Raw genomic sequence first — 20,434 nt, 5'->3', positions numbered from 1 at the left:
TCCTGGAATTCTCATGATGCCATTTTCGCGCCAGATCTGATCGCTGGCTTTGCCGCCTTCTCTCAACGGCTCGCGAAGCGCGCGCCTGTACGTTACGGCGCGGCCGGAAAATCCAGCGTCGTGTCGTTGATGCGGTTCACGAGATTCGTGAACGTAATCGACGCCGCCGCGAGCGCGATTTCCACGATCTGGCGTTCGGTATAACCGGCTTCGCGAATCGCGCTCACTTCCGCTTCGGGCAGCGTGCCGCGCGTGGTCGCCAGCACGCGCACGAAATGCACGAGCGCATCGCGCTTTGCGTCGCCGGTCGCGTTGCCCGCGCGAACCGCCTTCATCGTTTCCGGCGCGAGCCCGGCGAACTTGCCCGCCAGCGTATGCGCCGCGAGACAGTAGTCGCAACCCGCCACTTCGCTCACCGCGAGCTTGATCGTTTCGACGTCGGGCTTCGACAGCGTGCCGGCGGCGATTACGGACTCGACATCCAGCAGCGCGCCGAGCGCTTCGGGGCTATGCGTGCCGATGGTCGCGTACGCGTTCGGCACCTTGCCCACGGCCTTGCGGATCTTCGCAAAGACTTCAGCGGTGGCGCCGGTGGCGGCTTCGGGCTTGATGGCGGAAAGACGGGACATGGTTGGCTCCTTTAACGTTGCAAGGTCGCGAGCGGGTGTCTGTGTCGCGTTGCCATCGTCGATGGCATGGACGCAGTGTAGGCGGGCGCCCTTGCGCTTTTAATGCCAGAATGGCGCGACTTCATGCTCAATCGTCTCACTCGCCCACCATGGATCTGCTGAGCCGCCTTCTCGCGCTGATGCCCGTTGCCGGGCGCCTCGACGTGCGCTGCCATTTCGGCGTGCCATGGCGCATCGACGAGCCCGGCGCCAGGGAGCGCGAGATCCGCTATCACGTGCTGATTGCCGGGAGCGCCATCGTCGAGGACGCGCACGGCGCGCCCGTTGCGCTCCATGCAGGCGACATCGTGCTGTTCCCCTCGGGCAGCGCGCACGTGCTGCACGACGGCAGCGGCGCGGCGCCCGCCACTGTCGCCAGGCGCCGGGAAAACGGCGTGACCGTCGAAACGAACACGGGCGATGGCGCTACCGCCGATGTGCTATGCGGCCGCTTCCTGCTGCCCGCCGTGCCGCAGCGCCTGCTGCGCGAGAATCTGCCCGCGCGCCTCGTCGTGCATGGCGCGCGCGACGGCAGGCAAGCGCCCGAGCGTCTCGTGCGCCTGATCACGCTGTTGCGCGACGAAGCCTATGAAGGGGCGCCTGGCAGCGAGTCGCTCGTGAACCATCTTTCGGGTGCGCTCTTCGGGCTCACGCTGCGTTATGCCAGCGCCGGCGACGCCCCGCCGCGCGGCCTGCTCGCGCTCGCGCAGCGCCCGCGCCTGCAACCCGCCATCGACGCCATGTTCGAAGCGCCCGGCAAGGCCTGGACGCTGCCCGAGCTTGCCGCGCTTTGCCACATGTCGCGCGCGACTTTCGCGCGGCATTTCGACGAAGCCATCGGCCGCTCGGCCGCCGAAGTGCTCACCGATATCCGCATGACGCTCGCGGGCCGCATGCTCGCGCAAGGCAACGAGAGCGTGGCCGCGATCGGCGAATTCGTGGGCTATCAGTCGGACGCCGCGTTTCAGCGCGGCTTCAAGCGTCACGTGGGCATGACGCCGGCGCAGTGGCGCTCGCAGGCGCGCGAGGCGGCCTCCGCCTGATCGCGGCCACACTTTCTCAGCGCGCGTTGGCTTCGGCGGGCGCCTCTTGCCTCACGTCGTCGAAGAACGCCGTGGCGTGGTCGATGAACGCGCGCACCTTCGCCGGCAGTAGCGTGCGCGTGGTGTACGCGAGGCGAATCTCGATCTGCATGTCGACGATGGGATACTCGTCGAGCACCGTCACGAGCTTGCCCGCCTCGAGTTCGTCCTTCAAGAGCGCGGTAGGAAGGATGCCGATGCCGAAGCCTTGCAGCACCATCGCCAGGTTGAATTCCGGGTTGTTCGAAGCGATTTCGTGATGCAGCGGCACGACGACGTCCTCGTCGCCGTCGCGAAACGCGATCGTGGGCTTGCGCATGGTAGGCGGCATCGGCACGAATACGTGGTTGGCGAGATCGGCGGGATGCTTCGGCGTGGAATGCGCCTCGAGATACGCGGGCGTCGTGACGAGCGCGAGCGGAATGCGTTCGAGCAGACGCGTGACGGTCGAGTCGTTGTTGAGCATGAACGGCAGCACGAGACCGAGGTCGTAGCCGTCAGCGATGAGATCGACGGGGCGCTCGGTGAGAATCACGTCGAGCGTCACCTTGGGATGCGCGCGTTTGAAGCTGGCGATGAGCGGCACGAGCCGATTGACCGTGGCCGTGGTGTGCGCGACCAGGCGCAGCACGCCGCTGGCTTCGCGCGTTTGCACGGTTGCGTCGGCTTCCAGCGCGTCGAGGTCGTCGAGCACGCGGCAGCAGCCTTCGTAGAAGCGCTCGGCCGCCTCGGTGAGCGACACCGCACGCGTGCTGCGATGAAAGAGCCGGCTGCCAAGGCGTTTTTCGAGGCGCGCGATGGCGCGCGAAACGACGGGCGTGGTGAGGCTGTGCATGTCCGCGGCGCGCGTGAAGCTGCGCGCCTCGACGACGGAGCGAAAGATCCGCAGGGTGTCGATGTAGTCCATGATCGTGGCGGGATGGCGTTGGCGTAGCTTAAAGCGTTTCAGCCGCCCTCGCCGAAAACCTCGCCACAAAACGCCCGCCCTTCCTCCGACAAACTCGCCGTGCCGGTTCCGTCTTCGGCCTGCGTCGTCACCGCGAGGCCGCTGTCCACGAGCGCGGTCAATTGCCTGCGCAATCCGCTCATCGGCACGCCCGCCTGCTTCGAAAGTTTCGCGAGCGACCACGCGCGACCCTGGCGCTCCGGCTGCTCGCGTTTCTCGCACTCGGCGCGCCATAACTGTTCGAGCACGGCGATCAGCACCGGATCCACGCCGGACCCGTCCGCCTCTGTATTTGCGTCTTCGCGCTCGTCGTCTGCGTTCATCGTCTGTCTCCTCATGCCATTTTCGCGGCCATTTCGCCTAGCGTCTTCAGCGCGGCTTCGGTCTGCGCGTTCCATGGGTAGCTGTAATTCAGCCGGATGTAGTGGTGGTACTCGTTGCGCATCGAGAACATGTAGCCGGGCCCGATGGTAATGCCTTGCGCGAGCGCCGCCTGATAAAGCCGCATCGAATCGACGCGCGGCGGCAGTTCCACCCACAGCACGTAGCCGCCTTGCGGCTCCGAGGTGCGCGTGCCCGCCGGAAAGAAACGCTCGACCATTGCCCGCATGAGCCGCGCCTGCTGGCGATAGAAGCGGCGCACGCGGCGCAGGTGGCGGTCGTAGCCATCGTGACGCAAGTAGTCGGCGAGCGCCACCTGGGGAACCGAGGGTGTCGTGAGCGTATTGAGGAACTTGAGCTTCTCGACCTGCGCGCGGTAGCGTCCCGGCAGCGCCCAGCCAATGCGGTACGAGGCCGACAGGCTCTTCGAAAACGACGCGCAGTGCAGCACGAGCCCGCGCGTGTCGAACTGCTTGAGCGAGGAAGGCCGCGTCTGCCCGAAATACAACTCCTGATAAACGTCGTTCTCGATCACGGGCAGATCGTGCGCCTCGGCCAGCGCCACGAGTCGCGCCTTGTGCGCGTCGGGCATGCGAAACCCGAGCGGATTCTGGAAGTTCGGCATCACCATGCAGGCCGCCACCTTCTGGCGCGCGAGCACGCGTTCCAGCGCGTCCAGGTCGATGCCGGTATCCGCGTGCGTGCTCACTTCGATGGCGCGCATGCCCAGACGCTCGATGGCGTGCAGCATCGCGTAGTAGGTCGGCGATTCGACGGCCACCGTGTCGCCAGGCCTCGCCACGGCTTGCAGGCTCAGGTTGATCGCTTCCGTCGCGCCCACGGTGATGACGATTTCCTCGGGATCGACGCCCACGCCGTTCTCGGCGTAGCGCCGCGCGATCTGGCGGATCAGCTCGGGATTGCCTGGCGGCAGATCGTCGATGAGGTTCCAGCTTGCGTGGCGGCGCGCAATGGCGTTGGCGTACTGGTTGATGCGCCGCCAGGGGAACAGCGCGGGGTCCGGATACGGCGAGCCCAGCGGCACGGCGTCCTGCGCGCCGATGCTGCGCAGCGTGGAGAGCACGAGGCGGCTCACGTCGACGTTGGCGGGTGCGGGCTGCCGCGAGGCGCCCGGCCGGCGCGGCCTGCTTGCGGAGCCGGCTGGCGCGTCCTGCGCGAGAGCCGCGCCGCGCGCTTGCGGCGCGCCCACGCGCGCCCGAACGAAATAACCCGATTGCGGCCGCGACTCGATCACGCTGCGGCTTTCCAGCAGCGCATAGGCGCGCAGCACCGTCTTGATGCTCACGCCGTGCTGCTGGCTCGCGCGCCGCACGGAAAGAATGCGTTCGCCCGGGCCGAACACGCCGCGGCGCACGGCGGCTTCGATATCGTCGGCGAGTTGCTCGTAGCGGGTCACGTTCGGGCGAAGTCCAGTCGGGCGAAAGGGAGGGCGGCCACGCACGCGGCCGACTCCGCCAAGTCTATGACAAAACGCCGCAACTGTACCCCTTCCCTTTTGGTTTTTCTGTGATCTCCGGGGGCACAGGAACACAGTAGCCTTGAGTCGTCGGGCAGACCGCCCTGGAACACGAAAAGCCAACCGCATCATGAAGAAGCCGCAAGGTCGCATCGAGCCGTATCACCACCCCGCCGCCGGCTGGGGCGCGCTCAAGCAGGTCGCCATCAACCTCATCAAGGAGAAGGTGACGGGCGGCAACTACCGCACCCTGCTCAAGCAGAACCAGCCCGACGGCTTCGACTGCCCCGGCTGCGCGTGGCCCGACCGCGAGCACGCGTCCACGTTCGAATTCTGCGAGAACGGCGTGAAGGCCGTGGCGGCGGAGGCGACCAGCAAGCGCGTGACGCCCCGGTTCTTCCAGGAGCACACGGTGAGCGAGTTGATGGCGCAATCGGACTACGAACTGGAGCAGCACGGCCGGTTGACCGACCCGCTCGTCTACGACGCGCAGCAGGACCGCTACGTGCCCATCGAGTGGAACGACGCGTTCAAGCTGATCGCGAAGCATCTCAACGCGCTCGACGACCCCAATCGCGCCGCGTTCTACACCTCGGGCCGCGCGAGCAACGAGGCCGCGTTCCTCTATCAGCTTTTCGTGCGCATGTACGGCACGAACAATTTCCCCGACTGCTCGAACATGTGCCACGAGGCCACGAGCCGCGGCCTGCCGGGCACGGTGGGCATCGGCAAGGGCACGGTCACGCTCGACGACTTCGAGCACGCCGACACCCTCCTCATCTTCGGCCAGAACCCGGCCACGAACCATCCGCGCATGCTCGGCGAGTTGCGCGAATGCGCGAAGCGCGACGCGACCATCGTGTCGATCAATCCGCTGAAAGAGCGCGGGCTGGAACGCTTCGCGAGCCCGCAGCACACGCTCGACATGCTTTCGCCCAAAGGCGTGCAGATCAGCTCGGTGTTCATCCGCCCGCGCGTGGGCGGCGACTTCGCGCTCATCAAGGGCGTGGCCAAGCGCACGATCGAACTCGACGACGAAGCGCTCGCGAACGGCACCGAACGCGTGCTCGACGTCGATTTCATCGCCGGGCACTGCGTGGGCTTCGAAGCCTTTGCCGCCGACCTGCGCGCGGAGTCTTGGGACACCATCGTGGCCGAGGCGGGCGTGCCGATCGAAGACGTGCTCAAGCTCGCCGATATCTACGTGAAGGGCAAGGCTGTCATTTCGACGTGGGGCATGGGCCTCACGCAGCACAAGAATTCGGTGGCGACGATCCAGTTGCTATCGAACCTCATGATGATGCGCGGGAACATCGGCCGCCTCGGCGCGGGTCTGTGCCCCGTGCGCGGCCATTCCAACGTGCAGGGCGACCGCACGGTCGGCATCGAGGAAAAGCCCACGCAGGCGTTTCTCGACCGCCTCGGCAAGGCCTACGACTTCGAGCCGCCGCGCGAGCACGGCTACGACGTCGTGGAAACGATTCACGCGATGCTCGAAGGCCACGTGAAGGTGTTCATCGGCCTGGGCGGCAACTTCTCGATCGCTACGCCCGACACGCCGCGCACGTGGGAAGCGATGCGCGCGTGCGCGCTCACGGTGCACGTAACCACGAAGCTCAATCGCAGCCACCTGGTTCACGGCCGCGACGCGCTCATTCTGCCCACGCTCGGCCGCACCGAAATCGACCTGCAGAACGGCGTGCCGCAAGGCGTGAGCGTCGAAGATTCGATGAGCATGGTGCACATTTCGTACGGCATGAACCGGCCCGCTTCGACGAACCTGCTTTCGGAAATCGCGATCGTCGCGCGCATGGCGCACGCCACGCTCGGCAGCGACAAGGTGGACTGGCTCGACCTCGCCGCCGACTACGCGAAGATCCGCGACGGCATCGAGAAAGTGTTCGACGGCTTCGAGAACTATAACGAGCGGCTGAAACAGCCGGGCGGCTTCCACCTGGGCGTGGCCTCGCGCGAGCGCGTGTGGAAAACGCCCAGCAACAAGGCACAGTTCGTCGTGCACTCCATCGCGCTCGATACGCCCATTCATCGCGCGCGCGCCGAACACGGCCCGCGGCTCATGACGCTCATGACCACGCGTTCGCATGATCAGTACAACACAACGATTTACGGTCTGGACGACCGTTATCGCGGCGTGTACGGCCTGCGCCGCGTGCTGTTCGCCAACCGCGAGGACATGACGATGCTCGGCTTCGAACCGGGCCAGCACGTGGACATCACGAGCGTGTGGGACGACGGCGTGGAGCGCCGCGTCGAGGACTTCATGCTGGTCGAGTACGACATTCCACGCGGGTGCCTCGGCGCGTACTATCCCGAGACCAATCCGCTCGTGCCGCTTTCGTCCGTCGCCGATGGCGCGGGCACGCCGACTTCGAAGTCGATTCCGGTGCTGCTGACCCTCGCGAAGGCGAGCGTATCAGCCGACGCGGCGCTCGCGGCGGCCTGAAGGGCCCTGCCGATGTGACCTCTGCGTGACCTCTACGTGACATCTACGCGGCTCCTTCGCCCAGCGAAAGGAACCGCTCGACAACCGGCACAAGCGCTCGAACGCGCTCGGCGTCGCCCGCGTCGTGCGCGATGGAGAGAAAGCCCGTCGCCCAAAGCGAGGCGTAGAACGCCGTCGCGCGCATCTGCGCCCCTTGCGGGCGCCAGCATTGCATCAACGCTTCGCCGTAAGCGCGCCCGGCCTCGCCCACATCGGCTTCGAGATGCGCAAGCGTGACGCCAGGCACCATCAGCGGGTCCCCATAGCAAACGGAATCGAAATCGATCAGGCCACTTAGTTCGCCATCCTGAACAAGAACGTTCTTGATCGTCAGATCGTGCAGAAAGCAGACGGGCGCGAGCGTGGCGAAGTAGTCTTCCAGCGAGGCGCGCAACAACCCGAGGCGCCCGCGGCAATGATCGAGCGGCGTGGCGCCGGGGCGGTCGCGCATCTCGACGTGAACGTCGCGCGGCGCGGGCTCTCCGAAGATATCGGTCCAGCGCGCGCGATGGCGACGCGCGCCGAACGACGAAACCCAACCGAATCCGCCTTGCGCCGGCGTCTCGCGCGCGCCAACGCGGCGCTGGAAATCCGTGACGGTCGCCGCGATTCGCGCCGCCTGCGCGCCGCTCAGTTCCGGCAACGCGTAATAAAGGTCGCGCCCCGGCAGCCAGTCAAGCACGATAAATGCCGCGCCCGTTGGCGTCGCGCCTTCGGCGAGCACGGTCTGCACGGGCAAACCGAGCTCACGCAGTACGGCGAGATTCGCTCCCGTGTGTACGAACGCGCGCGCATGCGGGCTGATTCGCAGCACGCGAGAACTGCCGTCGGGCATGCAGGCGCGATACACCTCGTTGCCGCTTTGCGAGAGCAGCCACTGACGCTCCAGTGCGAGCGGCGGCGCGCCTAGAGCGCGCTGTGCCCACAACGGAACAGCCCAGCCTGCGATCGCTTGTGATTCGCCAAACATCCGCGCGCTCCGTACACAAGGGACGGCGGATTAGAGCAGTGCGATCACGCGGCAACAATGGGTAATGTATTGGGCTTTTTAACGCCGTAACATTCGCGGCTTTGCGCACGTCAACATGCGCCGCCGGTGTTAGGGAATGTAATGCGGTGAAATGCAGCGCCGCAAGAAATCAGTTAGCTAGCTTTCGAAACGTTTCCAGAACGGCTTCGCCCTTGAAAGGCTTCACGATCCAGCCGCGCACGCCCGCCGCCTTACCGCGCTCTTTCATCGCCGGGCTGCTTTCCGTGGTCAGCATCACCACGTTCACCGCCGTATTGGCCAGTTCGCCACGTATCTTTTCGACCATCGTGAGACCGTCCATGTTCGGCATGTTCACGTCGCTCACCACGAGCTTGACGCCCGGGTCCGAGCGCAGCTTCGCGAGGCCGTCCTTGCCGTCCACCGCCGTGTCCACGTCGAGACCGTTCTTGCGCAGGAAGCCGGCCACTTCGTCGCGCACCGTGCTCGAATCGTCCACCACCAGAATTTTTGCCACGTTGTTCTTCTCCTTCGCGCCGCACAGGGCGCCTCTTTGATCAAAACAGTTCGAGTTCACCCGCGCTGTCGTGCTCCTCGGCGGCAGCCGTGCCCGCCACGAAATCGAGCGGCGCCTGCGTGCATACGCACAACGTGGCGCCGAGCCGAACGTCATGGTCGATCGTAAGCGCATACGACTGCACGTAATCCGGCTTCAGTTCGCGCAGATAGGGCAGGCATCCGCTGCTGAGCGCATAGGGCGTGGACATGCCGAGGTCGGGGAAATGCTCGACCAGCCGCTGGTTCATCGCGCCGCAGCACAGGTTGCCGAACTCCATGAAGCATTCGGTGAGCGTGCGCGAGGCGTCGCCCACGTAGTAGCGCCGCATGCGCTCGTCGTCTTCGAAGTGCAGGAGCAGGAGCAGGCGGAACTGCATCGACGAAATGGTCAGGATGACCAGGTTCTCGCCCTGCGGCGCCTCGTCCGCGCGCGGCTCGATTTCGCAACGGTGCAGCGCGTCCGTCACGAGACGCATGCGCGCCGCCGCGAAGAAGATCCGCTCGATGCTTTCCTTAGCGTGCGAGCCGATCATGCCTGCGCTCCGGCGCGCGTCGCCTCGAGTTGCCGGTGCAACTGCTGCGACGACGCTTCCACGCTTGCGAGCGTCGCCGCGATCATCTTTCCGCCTGCCTGGATGTCCTGAAACGTCGCGGCCGTAATGAGGTCGTTGCGATTCAGGCTGTCGCGATAACTCTTCGAAAGCTCCTGCGAGCGCGTGGCGAGCGAACGCACTTCGCCCGCGACGATCGAGAAACCGCGCCCCGCCGCGCCCGCGCGCGCCGCTTCGATCGACGCATTGAGCGAGACGATGAGCACATGGCTCACGATCGACGACAGCTCCTGGTTCTTCTTGTGCATGTCGTTGTTCTGCGCCATCAGCGAGATCATCTGCTCGTGCCAGCGCTCGAACGTCGACGACATGAGTTTCAGCCGCAAGGCGTCGCTTGCAATGCGCGCCGCGTGCTGCATGGCGTCGTCACGCTGCGCGCGCTCGCTGGCGAGCGCCGCTTCGAGTGCGTCGGCCACGGACCGGCGCTGCGCGAGTTCAGCGCGCAGCGATTCGATCTGCGCAGCCAGCGCCGCGTGTTCTCGCGCGGCGTCTTCCTGCTGCGCCGCATGGCGCGCTTCGGCCTGAGCAAGCGCGCCGGCGTGCGCCGCGCTCCGCTCGCGCGCCGTGTTCGCTGCCTGCTTTTGCACGCGCTTGTGCCACGCCGCCATCACGCCGGCCGCCAACGCGACGAGCGCCGCGCCTTCCATCAAATACGGTAAGACCACTGCCACCCCCGCCATGTGCTAGCCCGCCAGCGCTTCTTCTTGCTTAGCTTGTGTTGTATCCGCCGTCTCTACGGCCCACTGCTGCGGCAAACGCACTACCGTCTGGAAATGCCGGTAATCGGCGCCCGTGTGCTCGTCGGTGAAACACAGTTCGATTGCACCGCCCTCGCGTTCGAGGAAATCGCGCACCGCGTCCATGCCTACGCCGCGGCCCGAGACTTCGGTCACGTTCGCCGCCGTGGAAAAGCCGGGACGAAAAATGAACGCGGCAATCGTTTCGTCGGTCGCCGCTTCATACGCCTGAAGCCAGCCGCGCTCTACTGCGATGCTGCGAATGCGCGCGAGCGCCAGGCCCCTGCCATCGTCGGCGAGCGTCAATTGCAACGCGCCGTTGTGCACGTTCACGTCGATGTCGATATGACCCGCTTCGTCCTTGCCGATTGCGCGTCGTTGCGCCGGCATTTCGATGCCGTGGTCGAGCGAGTTGCGCAGCAGATGCATGAATACGTTCTTCACCGTGCTCGCGGATTCGCTGCGCAGGCGATAACCGTTGTCCTCGATATTCACCACGGGTTCGGCCTTGCCGAGTTCCCGCGCCAGCGAGGGCAGCGAGCCGGTCACGCCCGCGAGCGCATCGGCCACGCGCTCGGTGCCGATGGCGCGCAACGTGGTGCGCAGTTCGGCGCGCATCGCGCGCAGCGCGGGCAGGTCGTTGTCGTCGGCGCGATCGACGATGCGAAGCGTCTGTTCGATCGCTTCGCGTGTGACGGTGAGGGGCGCCGTGCCGTTCTGCGCGCCAGCGGCGCGCGCGCCGCGCCCAAGGCTCACTTCGTTGATGTTCGAATAGTGCTCGAGCGCCGCCTTCACGCGCGCCAGATCGGCGATGAGCGCCTGCTGGTCCCACGCGTGGTTCGCGTCTTCGCGGCGCAACGCGTCGTAGCGCTGCTCGACCTCGTGCACGACGCCCGTGAGATGCTGCAGGCTATACGTGCGCGCGTTACCCTTGATCGTGTGCATGTTGCGAAACAGCGCGGCAATCGCGCTCGTATCGGCGCAGTCGTGCTGGCGAATGATGTGCTCGTTCTCGTGAATGAAGCTCGTCGAGCTATCGACGAAATGCTGGAACTTCTCCTCGCTAACCGCGAGTATTTCGCCGATCATTTCGAGGCGACGCTTTTGCTCGCCCGCTTCGGCCGCGAGTTCGCGCAACTCCGTCACGTCGCGCACGCACAGCATGAGCCGCACGACGACATCGTTTTCGTCGGTGATCGCCGACCAGCTCAGGTCGAGCACCTTCGCGCGGCCATCGGGCAGCGTGCGCGTGATTTCGTTCACGAGCAGGTGCTGGTTGAACGCGAAGTTCACGTCGTCTTCGCCAAGGCACGCGTGCACGGCGGCATCGATTTGCGCGAGCGTGTCGGCGTCGAGGTCCGTATGCGAGAACACGAGATCCATGAGCGACGCGCCCGCAATCTCGCTGGTTTCGAAGATCGCTTCCAGATACGCGGAATATTCGTTGTGGATCGTCGCGCCTTCCACCACCGTGAGAATGCCTTGCTGCATGTTCTGCAGCATCGCCTGAATGTCGGCGGTCTTGCGCTTGAGTTGCGCGGAGCTATGCTGGATCTTCTCGATCATGCCGTTGAAGGCGACGATCGAATGACCGATTTCATCCATGCGGGCCACGGGCACGCGGCGCGTGAAGTCCTGGCTCGACGCGATTTCGCTCATCATGGCCTGCATGCGCGAGAGCGGCCGGGTGATCTGGCGGTACAGCAGCGCGCCGATGAGCGTGAGCAGCAGCACCGCGCCGCCCGTCACGCCGGCAATGGCGCTCGTCGTGGTGTCGAGCGCGCCGTTGAGCGTGCGGATCGCGTCGTCCTTCTGGCGGTTCTTTTCCACGCGCATTGTCGTGACGATGCCTTCGAGTTCGTCGCGATACTGCGCGACGTTCGCGAAAAGATACGCCTGCGCGAGTTCGTTCTTGCCGCTCGCCTTCATCTTCGCGGTGTCGTCGATCGCCGAGAAGTAGTTCGCGAGGCTTTCCTGCGCCTGCGAAACGAGGCCCTCCTGCGCGTGGCTCGCTGCCGCCTTGCGCTGCAAGTCGAGCGCGGCGCGCAGCGCGGCTTCCTTGTCCTTGAGTTCGCTTTGCGCGAGCGACGCCACCGTGGCGTCGGGTGCGTAGACGAGCGTCATGGTGGCGAGCTGCACATCCTTGACGAGCGAAACGAGGTCGGACGATGCGAGGGCGCTCGGCACGACGCCCTGGGTCACCTGGCGGACGTCGGTGGCGCTGCGGCGTGCCTGCCAGGCCGCGTAGCCGCCGATGGCGGACAACGCGACAAACATCAGGACGATGAGTAACGTGATGCGGTGACGAATGGTCATGTCGAAATCCCCGAGCCTTGGGCGCGCCGGCCGCGCTATGGTTGCGCGGCTCGGGGCACGTTGGCCAATTTATTCGCCGTGGATTATCGACGCTTAGGTATGACGAAATGATGACTGCGCGTGATTCGGCTGAGTGCACGGCGCGTTACGCCGCACTTGACGCTCGCGCTCAGTTACGCATCGGTCCGTCGAGAAAGCGCACCATGAGTTCGTCGTCGGCGTACTCGCCGTCGATGCACAGGCCGCGCGGCTCGACGCCGTAGCGCAGGAAGCCGCATGAGCGATAAAGCGCCTGTGCGCGGGGGTTCGACACGCTCACCACCAGTTGCACCTGTAGCAAGCCTAGTACGCGCGCACGAGCGATGGCGGCGTCCATCAATTGTCTTGCAATGCCGGCACCCCGCCATTCGGGATCGACGAACACGCCCCAGACCAGGCCCTTGTGCGCGAGCTTGCGGCGCGGATCGCGCATGAGCCCCGTGATTCCCACGAGCTTGTCGCCCGCGAACGCGCCGAATACGATGCGGTCGTCCGTGGCGCGCACCACGCCCCTGCTTTCTTCGGGCGTGCGTTTCGATTCTTCTTCATAGGTGGGAACGACGCCGGCGGGATAGTTCTGGGTTGCGTACAAACGCATGGCGTGAAACGCCTCGGCATCGTGCTCGTTCAGCGGGCGGATCGTTATATCTCCTGACTTCGTTTCGTTCATGTGCAGTGCCTGGCAATAGAAAGGGAATGACCCACGCGATTCGCCCAAGCCTATCATGTCCCCCGCCTTTCTCGCCTTACGCTAAGATGGAACGCCTGCGCGCGTTTCATTCGCGCAGCATCGTCCCGAGGTTCCTCATGCCGCAAAGCCAAACGCCCGACGCACAGCCTTATTTCTGGCGCGACGCAGACCTGCCTTTCATCGAAGTGCGCGCAATCGCCGATGGCCGCAAGGTCCGCTACGGCCGGCACGCGCACAGCACATTCTCGATCGGCGCGGTCACGGGCGGGCGCAGCACCTATCTGAACGGAAGCACGCTTTCGCATATCAGCGCGGGCGCGGTGGTGGTCATCAACCCGGAAGTGGTCCACGCGTGTAACCCCGCCGCGGACGAGCCCTGGGCCTACCGCATGTTTTATCTCGACACGGCGTGGCTCGCGAAACTGCAACACGATTTGGGCTTCGGCGCGCACGAAGGTTTCCACCCGTTCGAACAGACACTAAGTTGGGAGCGCGCCTTGTTCGACGGGCTCAATGCGCTATACGCACTGCTCGTCGATGCAGACGAATCGGCGTTGCGCAAGGAATGCGCGGCCGTGGCTTATTTTTCCAGGCTTCAGCAGTCGCTGAACCCTGCACCCGCCAGCGCGCGCGAACCGAACGAGCGCCTCGCGCGCGCGGCAGAATTCATCGACGGCAATTACACTCGCGCGCTCAAGCTCGAAGAGATTTGCGCCGCCGCCGATCTTTCGCCCTCGTATCTCATACGCGCGTTTCGCGAACGGTACAGCATGACGCCGCACGCGTATGTGGTGAACCGGCGTATTGAGTTCAGTCGCGCGCAACTGCGCCGCGGGCACGCCATTGCCGATGTCGCGGCGCAGGCCGGTTTCGCCGATCAGGCGCATTTGCAGCGCGCATTCCGCCAGTTCGTTGCCGCAACGCCGGGCCAATATCGCGGCTAGCGCGGTCGTCGCGCGTTCAGGCAAGCACGAGCCAAACCGCGCTGCCCGCCAGCAGCAACGCCATCCCGCGATTTACGAAGCGCACGCGCGAGGGTTCGCGCAACGCCTGACGCAGCGACGCGCCCGCCCAGGCCCAGCACGCAATCGAGACGTAGCACACCACAAAGTAGATCGCGGCAAACTGCCAGACGAGTGCATTCTCGCCGGAAGCCGCATATAAGCCCATGCCCGCCACGGAGGCAAGCCACGCCTTGGGATTGAGCCACTGCATCGCGGCGCCTGCCATCAGCGAGGGACCGCGCAGCGCGTTGGGGGAATCGATGCGACCGTCGTCGGTGGCGAGGCGGTACGCGACGTACAGCAGAAAAACGACACCGGCCCATTCGATCGCGCGCGTGAGAAACGGCAGGCGCGCCAACAATTCGTGCATGCCAAGACCGACCAGCAGCAACAGCAACGTGAAGCCAGCGGTCGCGCCAGTGACATGGCGCAGGCTCGCGCGTAGCCCGTAGCGGGCGCCCGCGCTTAGCGCGACGATGTTGACGGGTCCAGGGGTGATGGAAGTGGCCAGCGCGAAGGCGGCCATCGACAAGGCAATGCTCACGGTTTTCCTCGCTACGCTTCACGGGCGATCAGTTAGCGTGAAGGGTAGACGCGCGCGCCGCATGCGTATTGAAGAAAATTGCCCATGCCAGCGGGCGCTGCATGGCTTGGGCGGGAACTCGCGCTATCATTGCGCCGCACTGGCGACTCCATTTCCGGAACTGCAACGTGAAAAAGATCCTCATCATCGGCATCGGCGCGGGCGACCCGAAGTACCTGACCGTACAGGCCATCGAAGCGCTCAACGCCGCCGACGTGTTCTTCGTGATGGACAAGGGCGCGGCCAAGGAGAAGCTCGTCGCGCTGCGCAAGGAGATCTGCGCGCGCTTTATCAAGGACCACGACTATCGCATCGTGGAAGCCACGAGCCCCGAGCGTCGCCGCGACGAAGGCCTCGCTTACAAGGCCGCCGTGGACGAACTCAACCGCGACAAACAGCGCGTATTCGAACGCCTGATCGAAGAAGAATTGACGGACGGGCAATGCGGCGCGTTTCTCGTATGGGGCGACCCGTCGCTCTACGACAGCACGATCCGCATTCTCGATTCGATCCTCGCCGAAGCGCGGCTCGCGTTCGACTTCGAGGTGATTCCCGGCATTAGCAGCGTGCAGGCGCTCGCGGCGAAGCACCGGGTGCCGCTCAACTTCATCGGCAAGCCGGTGAGCATTACGACGGGAAGGCGGCTTGCGGAAGGCGGTTTTCCGCAGGACGCGGAAAGCGCCGTGGTCATGCTCGACGCGCAAAACGCGTATGCGCAGCTCGCGGGCGAGGACCTGGATATCTACTGGGGCGCGTATGTCGGCACGCCCGACGAGATCCTGATGTCGGGCCGTCTGGAGGACGTGAAAAACGAAATCGTCCGCGTTCGCGCACAGGCGCGCGAGGCGAACGGATGGATCATGGACACGTATTTGCTGCTCAAGCGCGGCGTGAAGGACTGATTACGCCAGCCCCACGCCCACCGCCACGATAATCGAGCCGAACAACAACACGGCGCCCACCGTCTTGCGCCTGTTCAGCTCTGTCCACAACAGTACGCCCGTGAGCGAAAGCAGAATGAGCGCGCCGGCGAAGCTGTCGATGAACAGCACCCAGCCCACGCTCATGCCCACCCCCTTGTGCAGGTTCGTGATCGTCGAGACGAGCGAATTGTCGTTGCGCTTGAGCGTGAACTTGTCGTTGCCCACCCAGTACTCGACCATCACAATTTCGCCGGGCGACGTGAACATCACTTGCCAATGCTCGGGCTGCACGATTTTGCGATCGCCCCACGCCACCTCGTGTTCGGGCTCCTTCTGCACGCGGCCCATGCGGGCGGGCAGCTTCAAATCCGGTTGCGAGCGCAACCACTTGACCAACTCGCGCGGCGTTTTGGGCGCGGGGGCCGGCACGGCAATCTGCACCGTCGAAACTTGCGGCGCGCCAGGAGAAATATGCAGCGGCTCGGCGCGATGGTTGAGCACGAACCCCGTCGCGCCGAACAGCAGGCCGAGCGCCGCGCCCCACAAACCCACCCAGCCGTGCACCTTGCGCAGCCACTTGATGAAAGTCGCGCGGCGCGAGCGCTTCGCGCGCTCGTCTTGTTGGGTGGCGTCGAGACGCGCGCGCGGCGTTGCCGGCGCGTCGATCTCGGCGGTATCCAAAAAACTCATGTTCACTCCAGAGTCGCAAAAAATTGTGGTAGCCCCGAAGCGGCGGTTGCCGCAATGGCGGCAACAGGTGCGCCTTGCGCAAGTGCGGACGAAGCGAAAGGTACGGCAAAGGTCGGCGCGAGGGCGCTCGCGAGCGGCGTCCGGTTCAACATAAGGGCCGTGTGAAGGCGTATGACCCGGCCGTGCGACGCGCAAAGGGCGCGGACGACGCAGGTGGACTGGCTGGCTGGGCCGCCCCGAGAGGACCGAGGGAAGCGACGCCAAGGCTGGCTGGGTCTTGTTGTTTGGCCGCGGAAAATTCCGCGATAATGAGAATCGATATCATTCCACATGTTGCCATGTCTTTCAATTGGTTTTGATATCGGGGCAACAATTCGGCGCGACGCTGGGGAAGGCGGCGCATCGGAAGGAAGAGGTAATTTCCCGATCGAATTCATCGGGTTGGCCTGGGGCGGTTCACCTGATCGATTTCATCCGATGCCGGATTTTTTTTTCGAAACGCTCGCCAGCTAGTTAGTAATTCTAATTTTTATAACCATGCAGGGATGCGAAACACGCGCTCGTTGGCGCGGCGGCCGCTTGGGCGCGGCCGCGTCGCTAAACAGCGATCATGCGATCAATCCAGCGCCCGATCATTCGGACGCGCAAACAACTCCCGATTCTCCTTCGACAACGGATAGTTCAGGTTCATCCCCTTGGGCGGAACAGGCTGCGTAAACCACTTCGTGTACAGCCGTTCCGCTTCACCCGAAGTTTGCATGCGAGCGATCACGCCATCGGCCAGTTTCTTGAAAGCGGGATCGTCCTTGCGCACCATGCAGCCATAAACCTCGGAGAGCGGCGGCGTGCCGGTAATCAAATAGTCCTGCTGGTCCGCCTCCTTGGCCCGCGCGCCGTACAACAGCGGTTCATCCATGACAAACGCCACCGCGCGCCCCGTCTTCACGTTGAGAAACGACTCCGCGTGGTCCTTGGCTGCGATGAGTTGCATGCCCATCTTCTTGTCGTTGTTCATCTCGCGCAGCAGCCGGTCCTCCGACGTCCCCGCCGTGGTCACGACCGTCTTGCCCGCGAGATCGGGGAAATCCTTGATCCCCGAATCCTTCTTGGTAATCAGGCGCACGCCGTACTGAAAGAAGCTGTTCGTGAACGCCACCTGGTTATCGCGATCTTTGGTGTGCGTAGTCGAACCGCACTCGATATCGATCGTGCCGTTTTGCACCAGCGTAATGCGGTTTTGCGAAGTGATCGGAATTTCCTTGACCGTGAGCTTGTCGAGCTTCAGTTCCTTTTTCACTTCATCGACGATCTTCAGCGCGATGTCCTGCGCATAGCCGATCGTGCGTTGCTGGCTGTCGTAGTAAGAGAACGGCACCGACGATTCCCGCACGCCCAGGGAAATCACGCCTGTATCGCGGATTTTTTTGAGGGTAGCGCTCGTGGCGTCTTGCGCCTCTACTGGCGAGAGATACGCGCATCCCACGACGACCGCTGCAAGCGTTGCAACTTTTCTCATTTAGTCTCCTCCAGATGGTCCTTCGGCGCTTCGTGCGCCGCCCCCGAGTATTCATGCCTCGCGGCGAGGTGGCAATTGAAATCGGTTACATCGACATAACTCAAGGTTAAGTCGCTAGCGATCGAGCGCCGTTCGGAGCGCCGACAACTCGTCATTCAGACAACTACGCAGTTCAGCGCTCCTGGAACGCTCCGCGCGAAGCTGCGCGTCGAGCGCCAGCACGATCTTGCCGAGAGCGTCGATGCTGTCGAGCAGCGGTTCGGGCTCGGACTCGGGAATCGCTTCTTCGACCTCCACGGACTGGACTCGCGGATGCGGCTGCGGATGGGATTCGGCCACTGGTTCGGGCGCCGCATCGAGCGCGGGGTTCTCGGCTTCGAAATCGAACAGCGACTTGAATAGCAGGGGAAGTTTCATTGCAGGGACCAGCGGCCAGAAGAGGGGGCGGCTATCTTCGCACCGGTTCGAAATAGCGCATCCCGAAAACGTGCGCGGCTGACGAGGCAGGGTTCGTTGGCAAGGCGAACGGTTCTGCGCGCCGCGACTTGTCCACAAATTTAGTGAGTAGCCCTGTGTGTAACCCTTGGAAGACCGTAACAAGTGCTTGATGTGTTTCGGTTAATCCGCTGGGTGCTCAATTGCGGCAATGCAAGCGCGGGCGGCCTCGAAACCCGCCCGGCTTTTCCACAGTTTTTGTTGGTAGCCCTGTGCACAACCGCTGGACAGCGAACCTAAGTCACTGATCGCAAACATCAATGCCCCACACAACAGAGAAGTTGCACGTTTTGGAGGCACCGAACTTGTCCACAGTTGATGGGGAAAAAGCTGGGGACAGGTATTCCCCCACAGCCTTGAATCCCTTGGCACACGCCTTCGCGGGCAATGTGCGGGGAAAAAGCTGCGTTGCACACGGTGCGGGAGAGTCCTGGAGATTCCCCCACGGCGCTCGTGGCGCGATGACTATAGGGTGCCGAAGAAGGTATGCACAGGTCGCCGTGTTGCCATCCTGTGCCAGCACGACTTTCCGGTTCTTCGCTGGCCATGCCAGCCGCAACTGCGCAATCAATCCCGACCCCTCAGCGTTGGTGAATACTTCAGGACCGATCAGGCTCGCCTCGCAGACGCTGTAGTGCTTGCCCCGACTGCTCCTGTATGCCAAGTCAATCAAGGCGTGCACAAACGACAGATGGCATACGACTGCCCGCCCACCTGCGGTCATACTCGCCGCTGTGTCCAGCAAACCATCTGCACGTGGCTGCACCAGCACAAAGACCGGTGTCTCATGGAAGCATGCGGGATTACTGATATTTCCGTTTTCTCGTTCTGCCATGGTGACTGCCCCTTCCAGTCAGGAATCACGCGCTATGATTTTTTTTCGGTAGACGAGGCTCACGCCCGAATGACGAGCCCCGCAAAAGCGGGGCAATGCACACAGCCTTAGAGATCAACGAATCTCGGCAACAGGTCCTGGTCTGCAAGGCGGATTTCGATATCGTTTGCCACTTTGACATGCGCGCGGTTGTTCACGTCAAACACGTCATCCGTCACGCTGACAATGATCGTGCCTAGTTGTGCGCCGTCGCGCATGACCGGAATCAGGGCGCGCGCTTCGGGAACCTGTGCGGGTGTTAGGACGTCTGGCAGGTAGAGCATCCAGCTTACGCCGGGTCGATCATCGAAAACCGACTCCGTAAAGTATTTGCGCGGGCCATAGATAACATAAGCCGGCGCGTATACCTCCACAACCTTCCTAACAATCTGTGCTACGGAATGGTAACCTCCAAGCCTGGATGATGACCTCGACTTTTCTTTTGCATTAAAATCGAATTGCTGAGAAAAATTATCTCCCCCATCGAGGGAAATCATGAATGAAGCACCATCGCTCTGCGCCACCCCATTCCAGATTCCAATTGATTTCGGATCGTCCCTAGATTTTCCTTTGTATTCGTTGGTCATCTCGTCAATGGCCGCAGGCAAAGGTTGATGGTCGTCTCCGTAAACACGATACTGAAGTGCTTCCTCAGCGGTGCCCCCTTGGATATACCACTCCTTGAGCATCGCATCTTGACTCGCAAGCGCATCAATGACGGGTCTTAATCGATGCAGATGAAATTCGAAATCAGCACTTGGTAAATTAGGAGCATCCTTATATTGCGCAAATAGATTCATTTCGATCTCAAGGTTGGTAGGCAGAAGGGACGCCATTTTTGACCAGCGTGGGCATCATGTAGTCTCTTGCACGAGGCGTCCCGAAATACCACATCAGTTTCGATGGGGGATTAGCTCGCACCTTTATCGCCTGCTCTGCGATGGTATCAGCCATACGTTTGAACCCCGTAAACCAGAAGATCGGTTCATCATCTTCGTCCAAGAACTGATCGTAGTCATCTTTTGCTTCCTGCAATAGGCACTGTGCCTTCACGAAGCCATCGAAATCAGTTCCAAGCCACGCCCACTCCTTGTTCCAGCCACCCCGAGTCTCGCGGCCTTTGGCGTCTGTATCGATTCCGTATGCCATTCCAGTTATACGGGCTTGATAGCGCCGTGCCTTAGGGCTCATTCCGTACTTGCGTTCGACTTGATCTCCTTTTTCCGGCGGGCACTTGCACGACCTTTCGCGTTCACGAGATCGGTCGCGTGGGAGCGAACCCAATCCACCATCTGCGTTCGCGCCCGCACTGCCAACTGGCCCGACAGAGGGGGCAGGCAATGGCAGCGGAA

21 protein-coding genes are annotated in these 20,434 nt (G+C 63.4%); 4 read left to right on the top strand and 17 right to left on the bottom strand.

Going from position 1 to position 20,434, the window contains the following annotated elements:
- Positions 1 to 92: 92 nt before the first annotated feature.
- Positions 93 to 629 carry a carboxymuconolactone decarboxylase family protein gene (locus tag U5768_RS09400; protein WP_322030112.1) on the bottom strand — a complete coding sequence of 179 codons (537 nt, stop codon included), beginning with the start codon at positions 627 to 629 and terminating at the stop codon, positions 93 to 95.
- A 149-nt stretch (positions 630 to 778) separates the two neighbouring features.
- On the opposite strand from U5768_RS09400, the gene U5768_RS09395 reads away from it, so the two are divergent.
- The gene (locus U5768_RS09395) at positions 779 to 1,711 is read left to right on the top strand and encodes an AraC family transcriptional regulator (RefSeq protein WP_322030111.1); all 933 of its coding nucleotides are present in this window, start codon (positions 779 to 781) and stop codon (positions 1,709 to 1,711) included.
- Between the two features lie 16 nt (positions 1,712 to 1,727).
- Here U5768_RS09395 and U5768_RS09390 read toward each other — a convergent pair whose 3' ends face one another.
- From U5768_RS09390 to U5768_RS09380, 3 genes are read right to left on the bottom strand one after another with little or no spacing between them, the layout of a single operon-like run.
- Positions 1,728 to 2,657, bottom strand: a complete 930-nt coding sequence (locus U5768_RS09390; RefSeq protein ID WP_322030110.1) for a LysR family transcriptional regulator — start codon at positions 2,655 to 2,657, stop codon at positions 1,728 to 1,730.
- A 38-nt stretch (positions 2,658 to 2,695) separates the two neighbouring features.
- Positions 2,696 to 3,019: an ArsR family transcriptional regulator gene (locus tag U5768_RS09385; RefSeq protein ID WP_322030109.1), complete on the bottom strand. Its 324-nt coding sequence runs from the start codon at positions 3,017 to 3,019 to the stop codon at positions 2,696 to 2,698.
- Positions 3,020 to 3,030: 11 nt separating this feature from the next.
- Complete coding sequence (locus U5768_RS09380; protein ID WP_322030108.1) at positions 3,031 to 4,494, bottom strand: PLP-dependent aminotransferase family protein; 1,464 nt, start codon at positions 4,492 to 4,494, stop codon at positions 3,031 to 3,033.
- 190 nt (positions 4,495 to 4,684) lie between these two features.
- Between U5768_RS09380 and U5768_RS09375 the strand changes: the two genes are divergently transcribed.
- Entirely contained in the window at positions 4,685 to 7,018 is a 2,334-nt protein-coding gene (locus tag U5768_RS09375) for an FdhF/YdeP family oxidoreductase (protein WP_322030107.1), read from the top strand.
- 43 nt (positions 7,019 to 7,061) lie between these two features.
- On the opposite strand, the gene U5768_RS09370 is transcribed toward U5768_RS09375, so the two are convergent.
- The 6 genes from U5768_RS09370 to U5768_RS09345 form a co-directional block, all read right to left on the bottom strand.
- Positions 7,062 to 8,027, bottom strand: coding sequence for an aminoglycoside phosphotransferase family protein (locus tag U5768_RS09370; protein WP_322030106.1), 966 nt, complete (start codon positions 8,025 to 8,027; stop codon positions 7,062 to 7,064).
- 169 nt (positions 8,028 to 8,196) lie between these two features.
- On the bottom strand, positions 8,197 to 8,562 hold the full coding sequence (locus U5768_RS09365) for a response regulator (protein ID WP_322030105.1): 366 nt from the start codon (positions 8,560 to 8,562) through the stop codon (positions 8,197 to 8,199).
- 40 nt (positions 8,563 to 8,602) lie between these two features.
- A complete protein-coding gene (locus tag U5768_RS09360; protein ID WP_322030104.1) occupies positions 8,603 to 9,136 on the bottom strand; it encodes a hypothetical protein in 534 nt (177 codons plus the stop codon).
- On the bottom strand, positions 9,133 to 9,879 hold the full coding sequence (locus tag U5768_RS09355) for a methyl-accepting chemotaxis protein (RefSeq protein ID WP_322030469.1): 747 nt from the start codon (positions 9,877 to 9,879) through the stop codon (positions 9,133 to 9,135). The genes U5768_RS09360 and U5768_RS09355 overlap by 4 nt, the downstream gene beginning before the upstream one ends.
- An 18-nt stretch (positions 9,880 to 9,897) precedes the next feature.
- The gene (locus U5768_RS09350) at positions 9,898 to 12,267 is read right to left on the bottom strand and encodes a HAMP domain-containing protein (RefSeq protein WP_322030103.1); all 2,370 of its coding nucleotides are present in this window, start codon (positions 12,265 to 12,267) and stop codon (positions 9,898 to 9,900) included.
- Positions 12,268 to 12,436: 169 nt separating this feature from the next.
- Positions 12,437 to 12,976, bottom strand: coding sequence for a GNAT family N-acetyltransferase (locus U5768_RS09345; protein ID WP_322030102.1), 540 nt, complete (start codon positions 12,974 to 12,976; stop codon positions 12,437 to 12,439).
- Between the two features lie 137 nt (positions 12,977 to 13,113).
- On the opposite strand from U5768_RS09345, the gene U5768_RS09340 reads away from it, so the two are divergent.
- Positions 13,114 to 13,941, top strand: a complete 828-nt coding sequence (locus tag U5768_RS09340) for an AraC family transcriptional regulator (RefSeq protein WP_322030101.1) — start codon at positions 13,114 to 13,116, stop codon at positions 13,939 to 13,941.
- Positions 13,942 to 13,957: 16 nt separating this feature from the next.
- Here U5768_RS09340 and U5768_RS09335 read toward each other — a convergent pair whose 3' ends face one another.
- Positions 13,958 to 14,545, bottom strand: a complete 588-nt coding sequence (locus tag U5768_RS09335; protein WP_322030100.1) for a LysE family translocator — start codon at positions 14,543 to 14,545, stop codon at positions 13,958 to 13,960.
- Between the two features lie 167 nt (positions 14,546 to 14,712).
- Between U5768_RS09335 and cobF the strand changes: the two genes are divergently transcribed.
- Positions 14,713 to 15,486, top strand: a complete 774-nt coding sequence (cobF, locus tag U5768_RS09330; protein ID WP_322030099.1) for a precorrin-6A synthase (deacetylating) — start codon at positions 14,713 to 14,715, stop codon at positions 15,484 to 15,486.
- Here the strand turns inward: cobF and U5768_RS09325 are convergent, their stop codons facing one another.
- The 6 genes from U5768_RS09325 to U5768_RS09300 all read right to left on the bottom strand — a co-directional run bounded on the left by U5768_RS09325 (position 15,487) and on the right by U5768_RS09300 (position 20,273).
- A complete protein-coding gene (locus U5768_RS09325) occupies positions 15,487 to 16,197 on the bottom strand; it encodes a PepSY-associated TM helix domain-containing protein (protein ID WP_322030098.1) in 711 nt (236 codons plus the stop codon).
- Between the two features lie 616 nt (positions 16,198 to 16,813).
- Positions 16,814 to 17,713 carry a glutamate/aspartate ABC transporter substrate-binding protein gene (locus tag U5768_RS09320; RefSeq protein ID WP_322030097.1) on the bottom strand — a complete coding sequence of 300 codons (900 nt, stop codon included), beginning with the start codon at positions 17,711 to 17,713 and terminating at the stop codon, positions 16,814 to 16,816.
- A gap of 114 nt (positions 17,714 to 17,827) precedes the next feature.
- Positions 17,828 to 18,130 carry a hypothetical protein gene (locus tag U5768_RS09315; RefSeq protein WP_322030096.1) on the bottom strand — a complete coding sequence of 101 codons (303 nt, stop codon included), beginning with the start codon at positions 18,128 to 18,130 and terminating at the stop codon, positions 17,828 to 17,830.
- 319 nt (positions 18,131 to 18,449) lie between these two features.
- On the bottom strand, positions 18,450 to 19,043 hold the full coding sequence (locus U5768_RS09310) for a hypothetical protein (RefSeq protein WP_322030095.1): 594 nt from the start codon (positions 19,041 to 19,043) through the stop codon (positions 18,450 to 18,452).
- Positions 19,044 to 19,150: 107 nt separating this feature from the next.
- A complete protein-coding gene (locus tag U5768_RS09305) occupies positions 19,151 to 19,882 on the bottom strand; it encodes an immunity 52 family protein (protein ID WP_322030094.1) in 732 nt (243 codons plus the stop codon).
- 7 nt (positions 19,883 to 19,889) lie between these two features.
- On the bottom strand, positions 19,890 to 20,273 hold the full coding sequence (locus U5768_RS09300; protein WP_322030468.1) for a restriction endonuclease fold toxin 5 domain-containing protein: 384 nt from the start codon (positions 20,271 to 20,273) through the stop codon (positions 19,890 to 19,892).
- Positions 20,274 to 20,434 lie beyond the last annotated feature (161 nt).

Source organism: Paraburkholderia sp. J76 (assembly GCF_905220295.1).
GTDB lineage: Bacteria > Pseudomonadota > Gammaproteobacteria > Burkholderiales > Burkholderiaceae > Paraburkholderia.
The sequence above is the reverse complement of the archived record's forward strand: the minus strand, read 5'-3'. Positions and strand labels throughout refer to the sequence as shown.

Excerpts from the sequence above, each read along its gene's own strand:
- U5768_RS09315 (WP_322030096.1), bottom strand. The coding sequence starts at position 18,130 with ATGAAACTTCCCCTGCTATTCAAGTCGCTGTTCGATTTCGAAGCCGAG.
- U5768_RS09300 (WP_322030468.1), bottom strand. The coding sequence starts at position 20,273 with ATGAGCCCTAAGGCACGGCGCTATCAAGCCCGTATAACTGGAATGGCA.
- U5768_RS09350 (WP_322030103.1), bottom strand. The coding sequence starts at position 12,267 with ATGACCATTCGTCACCGCATCACGTTACTCATCGTCCTGATGTTTGTC.
- U5768_RS09345 (WP_322030102.1), bottom strand. The coding sequence starts at position 12,976 with ATGAACGAAACGAAGTCAGGAGATATAACGATCCGCCCGCTGAACGAG.
- U5768_RS09390 (WP_322030110.1), bottom strand. The coding sequence starts at position 2,657 with ATGGACTACATCGACACCCTGCGGATCTTTCGCTCCGTCGTCGAGGCG.
- U5768_RS09320 (WP_322030097.1), bottom strand. The coding sequence starts at position 17,713 with ATGAGAAAAGTTGCAACGCTTGCAGCGGTCGTCGTGGGATGCGCGTAT.
- U5768_RS09360 (WP_322030104.1), bottom strand. The coding sequence starts at position 9,136 with ATGATCGGCTCGCACGCTAAGGAAAGCATCGAGCGGATCTTCTTCGCG.
- U5768_RS09325 (WP_322030098.1), bottom strand. The coding sequence starts at position 16,197 with ATGAGTTTTTTGGATACCGCCGAGATCGACGCGCCGGCAACGCCGCGC.
- U5768_RS09400 (WP_322030112.1), bottom strand. The coding sequence starts at position 629 with ATGTCCCGTCTTTCCGCCATCAAGCCCGAAGCCGCCACCGGCGCCACC.
- U5768_RS09340 (WP_322030101.1), top strand. The coding sequence starts at position 13,114 with ATGCCGCAAAGCCAAACGCCCGACGCACAGCCTTATTTCTGGCGCGAC.
- U5768_RS09370 (WP_322030106.1), bottom strand. The coding sequence starts at position 8,027 with ATGTTTGGCGAATCACAAGCGATCGCAGGCTGGGCTGTTCCGTTGTGG.
- U5768_RS09385 (WP_322030109.1), bottom strand. The coding sequence starts at position 3,019 with ATGAACGCAGACGACGAGCGCGAAGACGCAAATACAGAGGCGGACGGG.
- U5768_RS09310 (WP_322030095.1), bottom strand. The coding sequence starts at position 19,043 with ATGGCAGAACGAGAAAACGGAAATATCAGTAATCCCGCATGCTTCCAT.
- U5768_RS09375 (WP_322030107.1), top strand. The coding sequence starts at position 4,685 with ATGAAGAAGCCGCAAGGTCGCATCGAGCCGTATCACCACCCCGCCGCC.
- U5768_RS09305 (WP_322030094.1), bottom strand. The coding sequence starts at position 19,882 with ATGAATCTATTTGCGCAATATAAGGATGCTCCTAATTTACCAAGTGCT.
- U5768_RS09395 (WP_322030111.1), top strand. The coding sequence starts at position 779 with ATGGATCTGCTGAGCCGCCTTCTCGCGCTGATGCCCGTTGCCGGGCGC.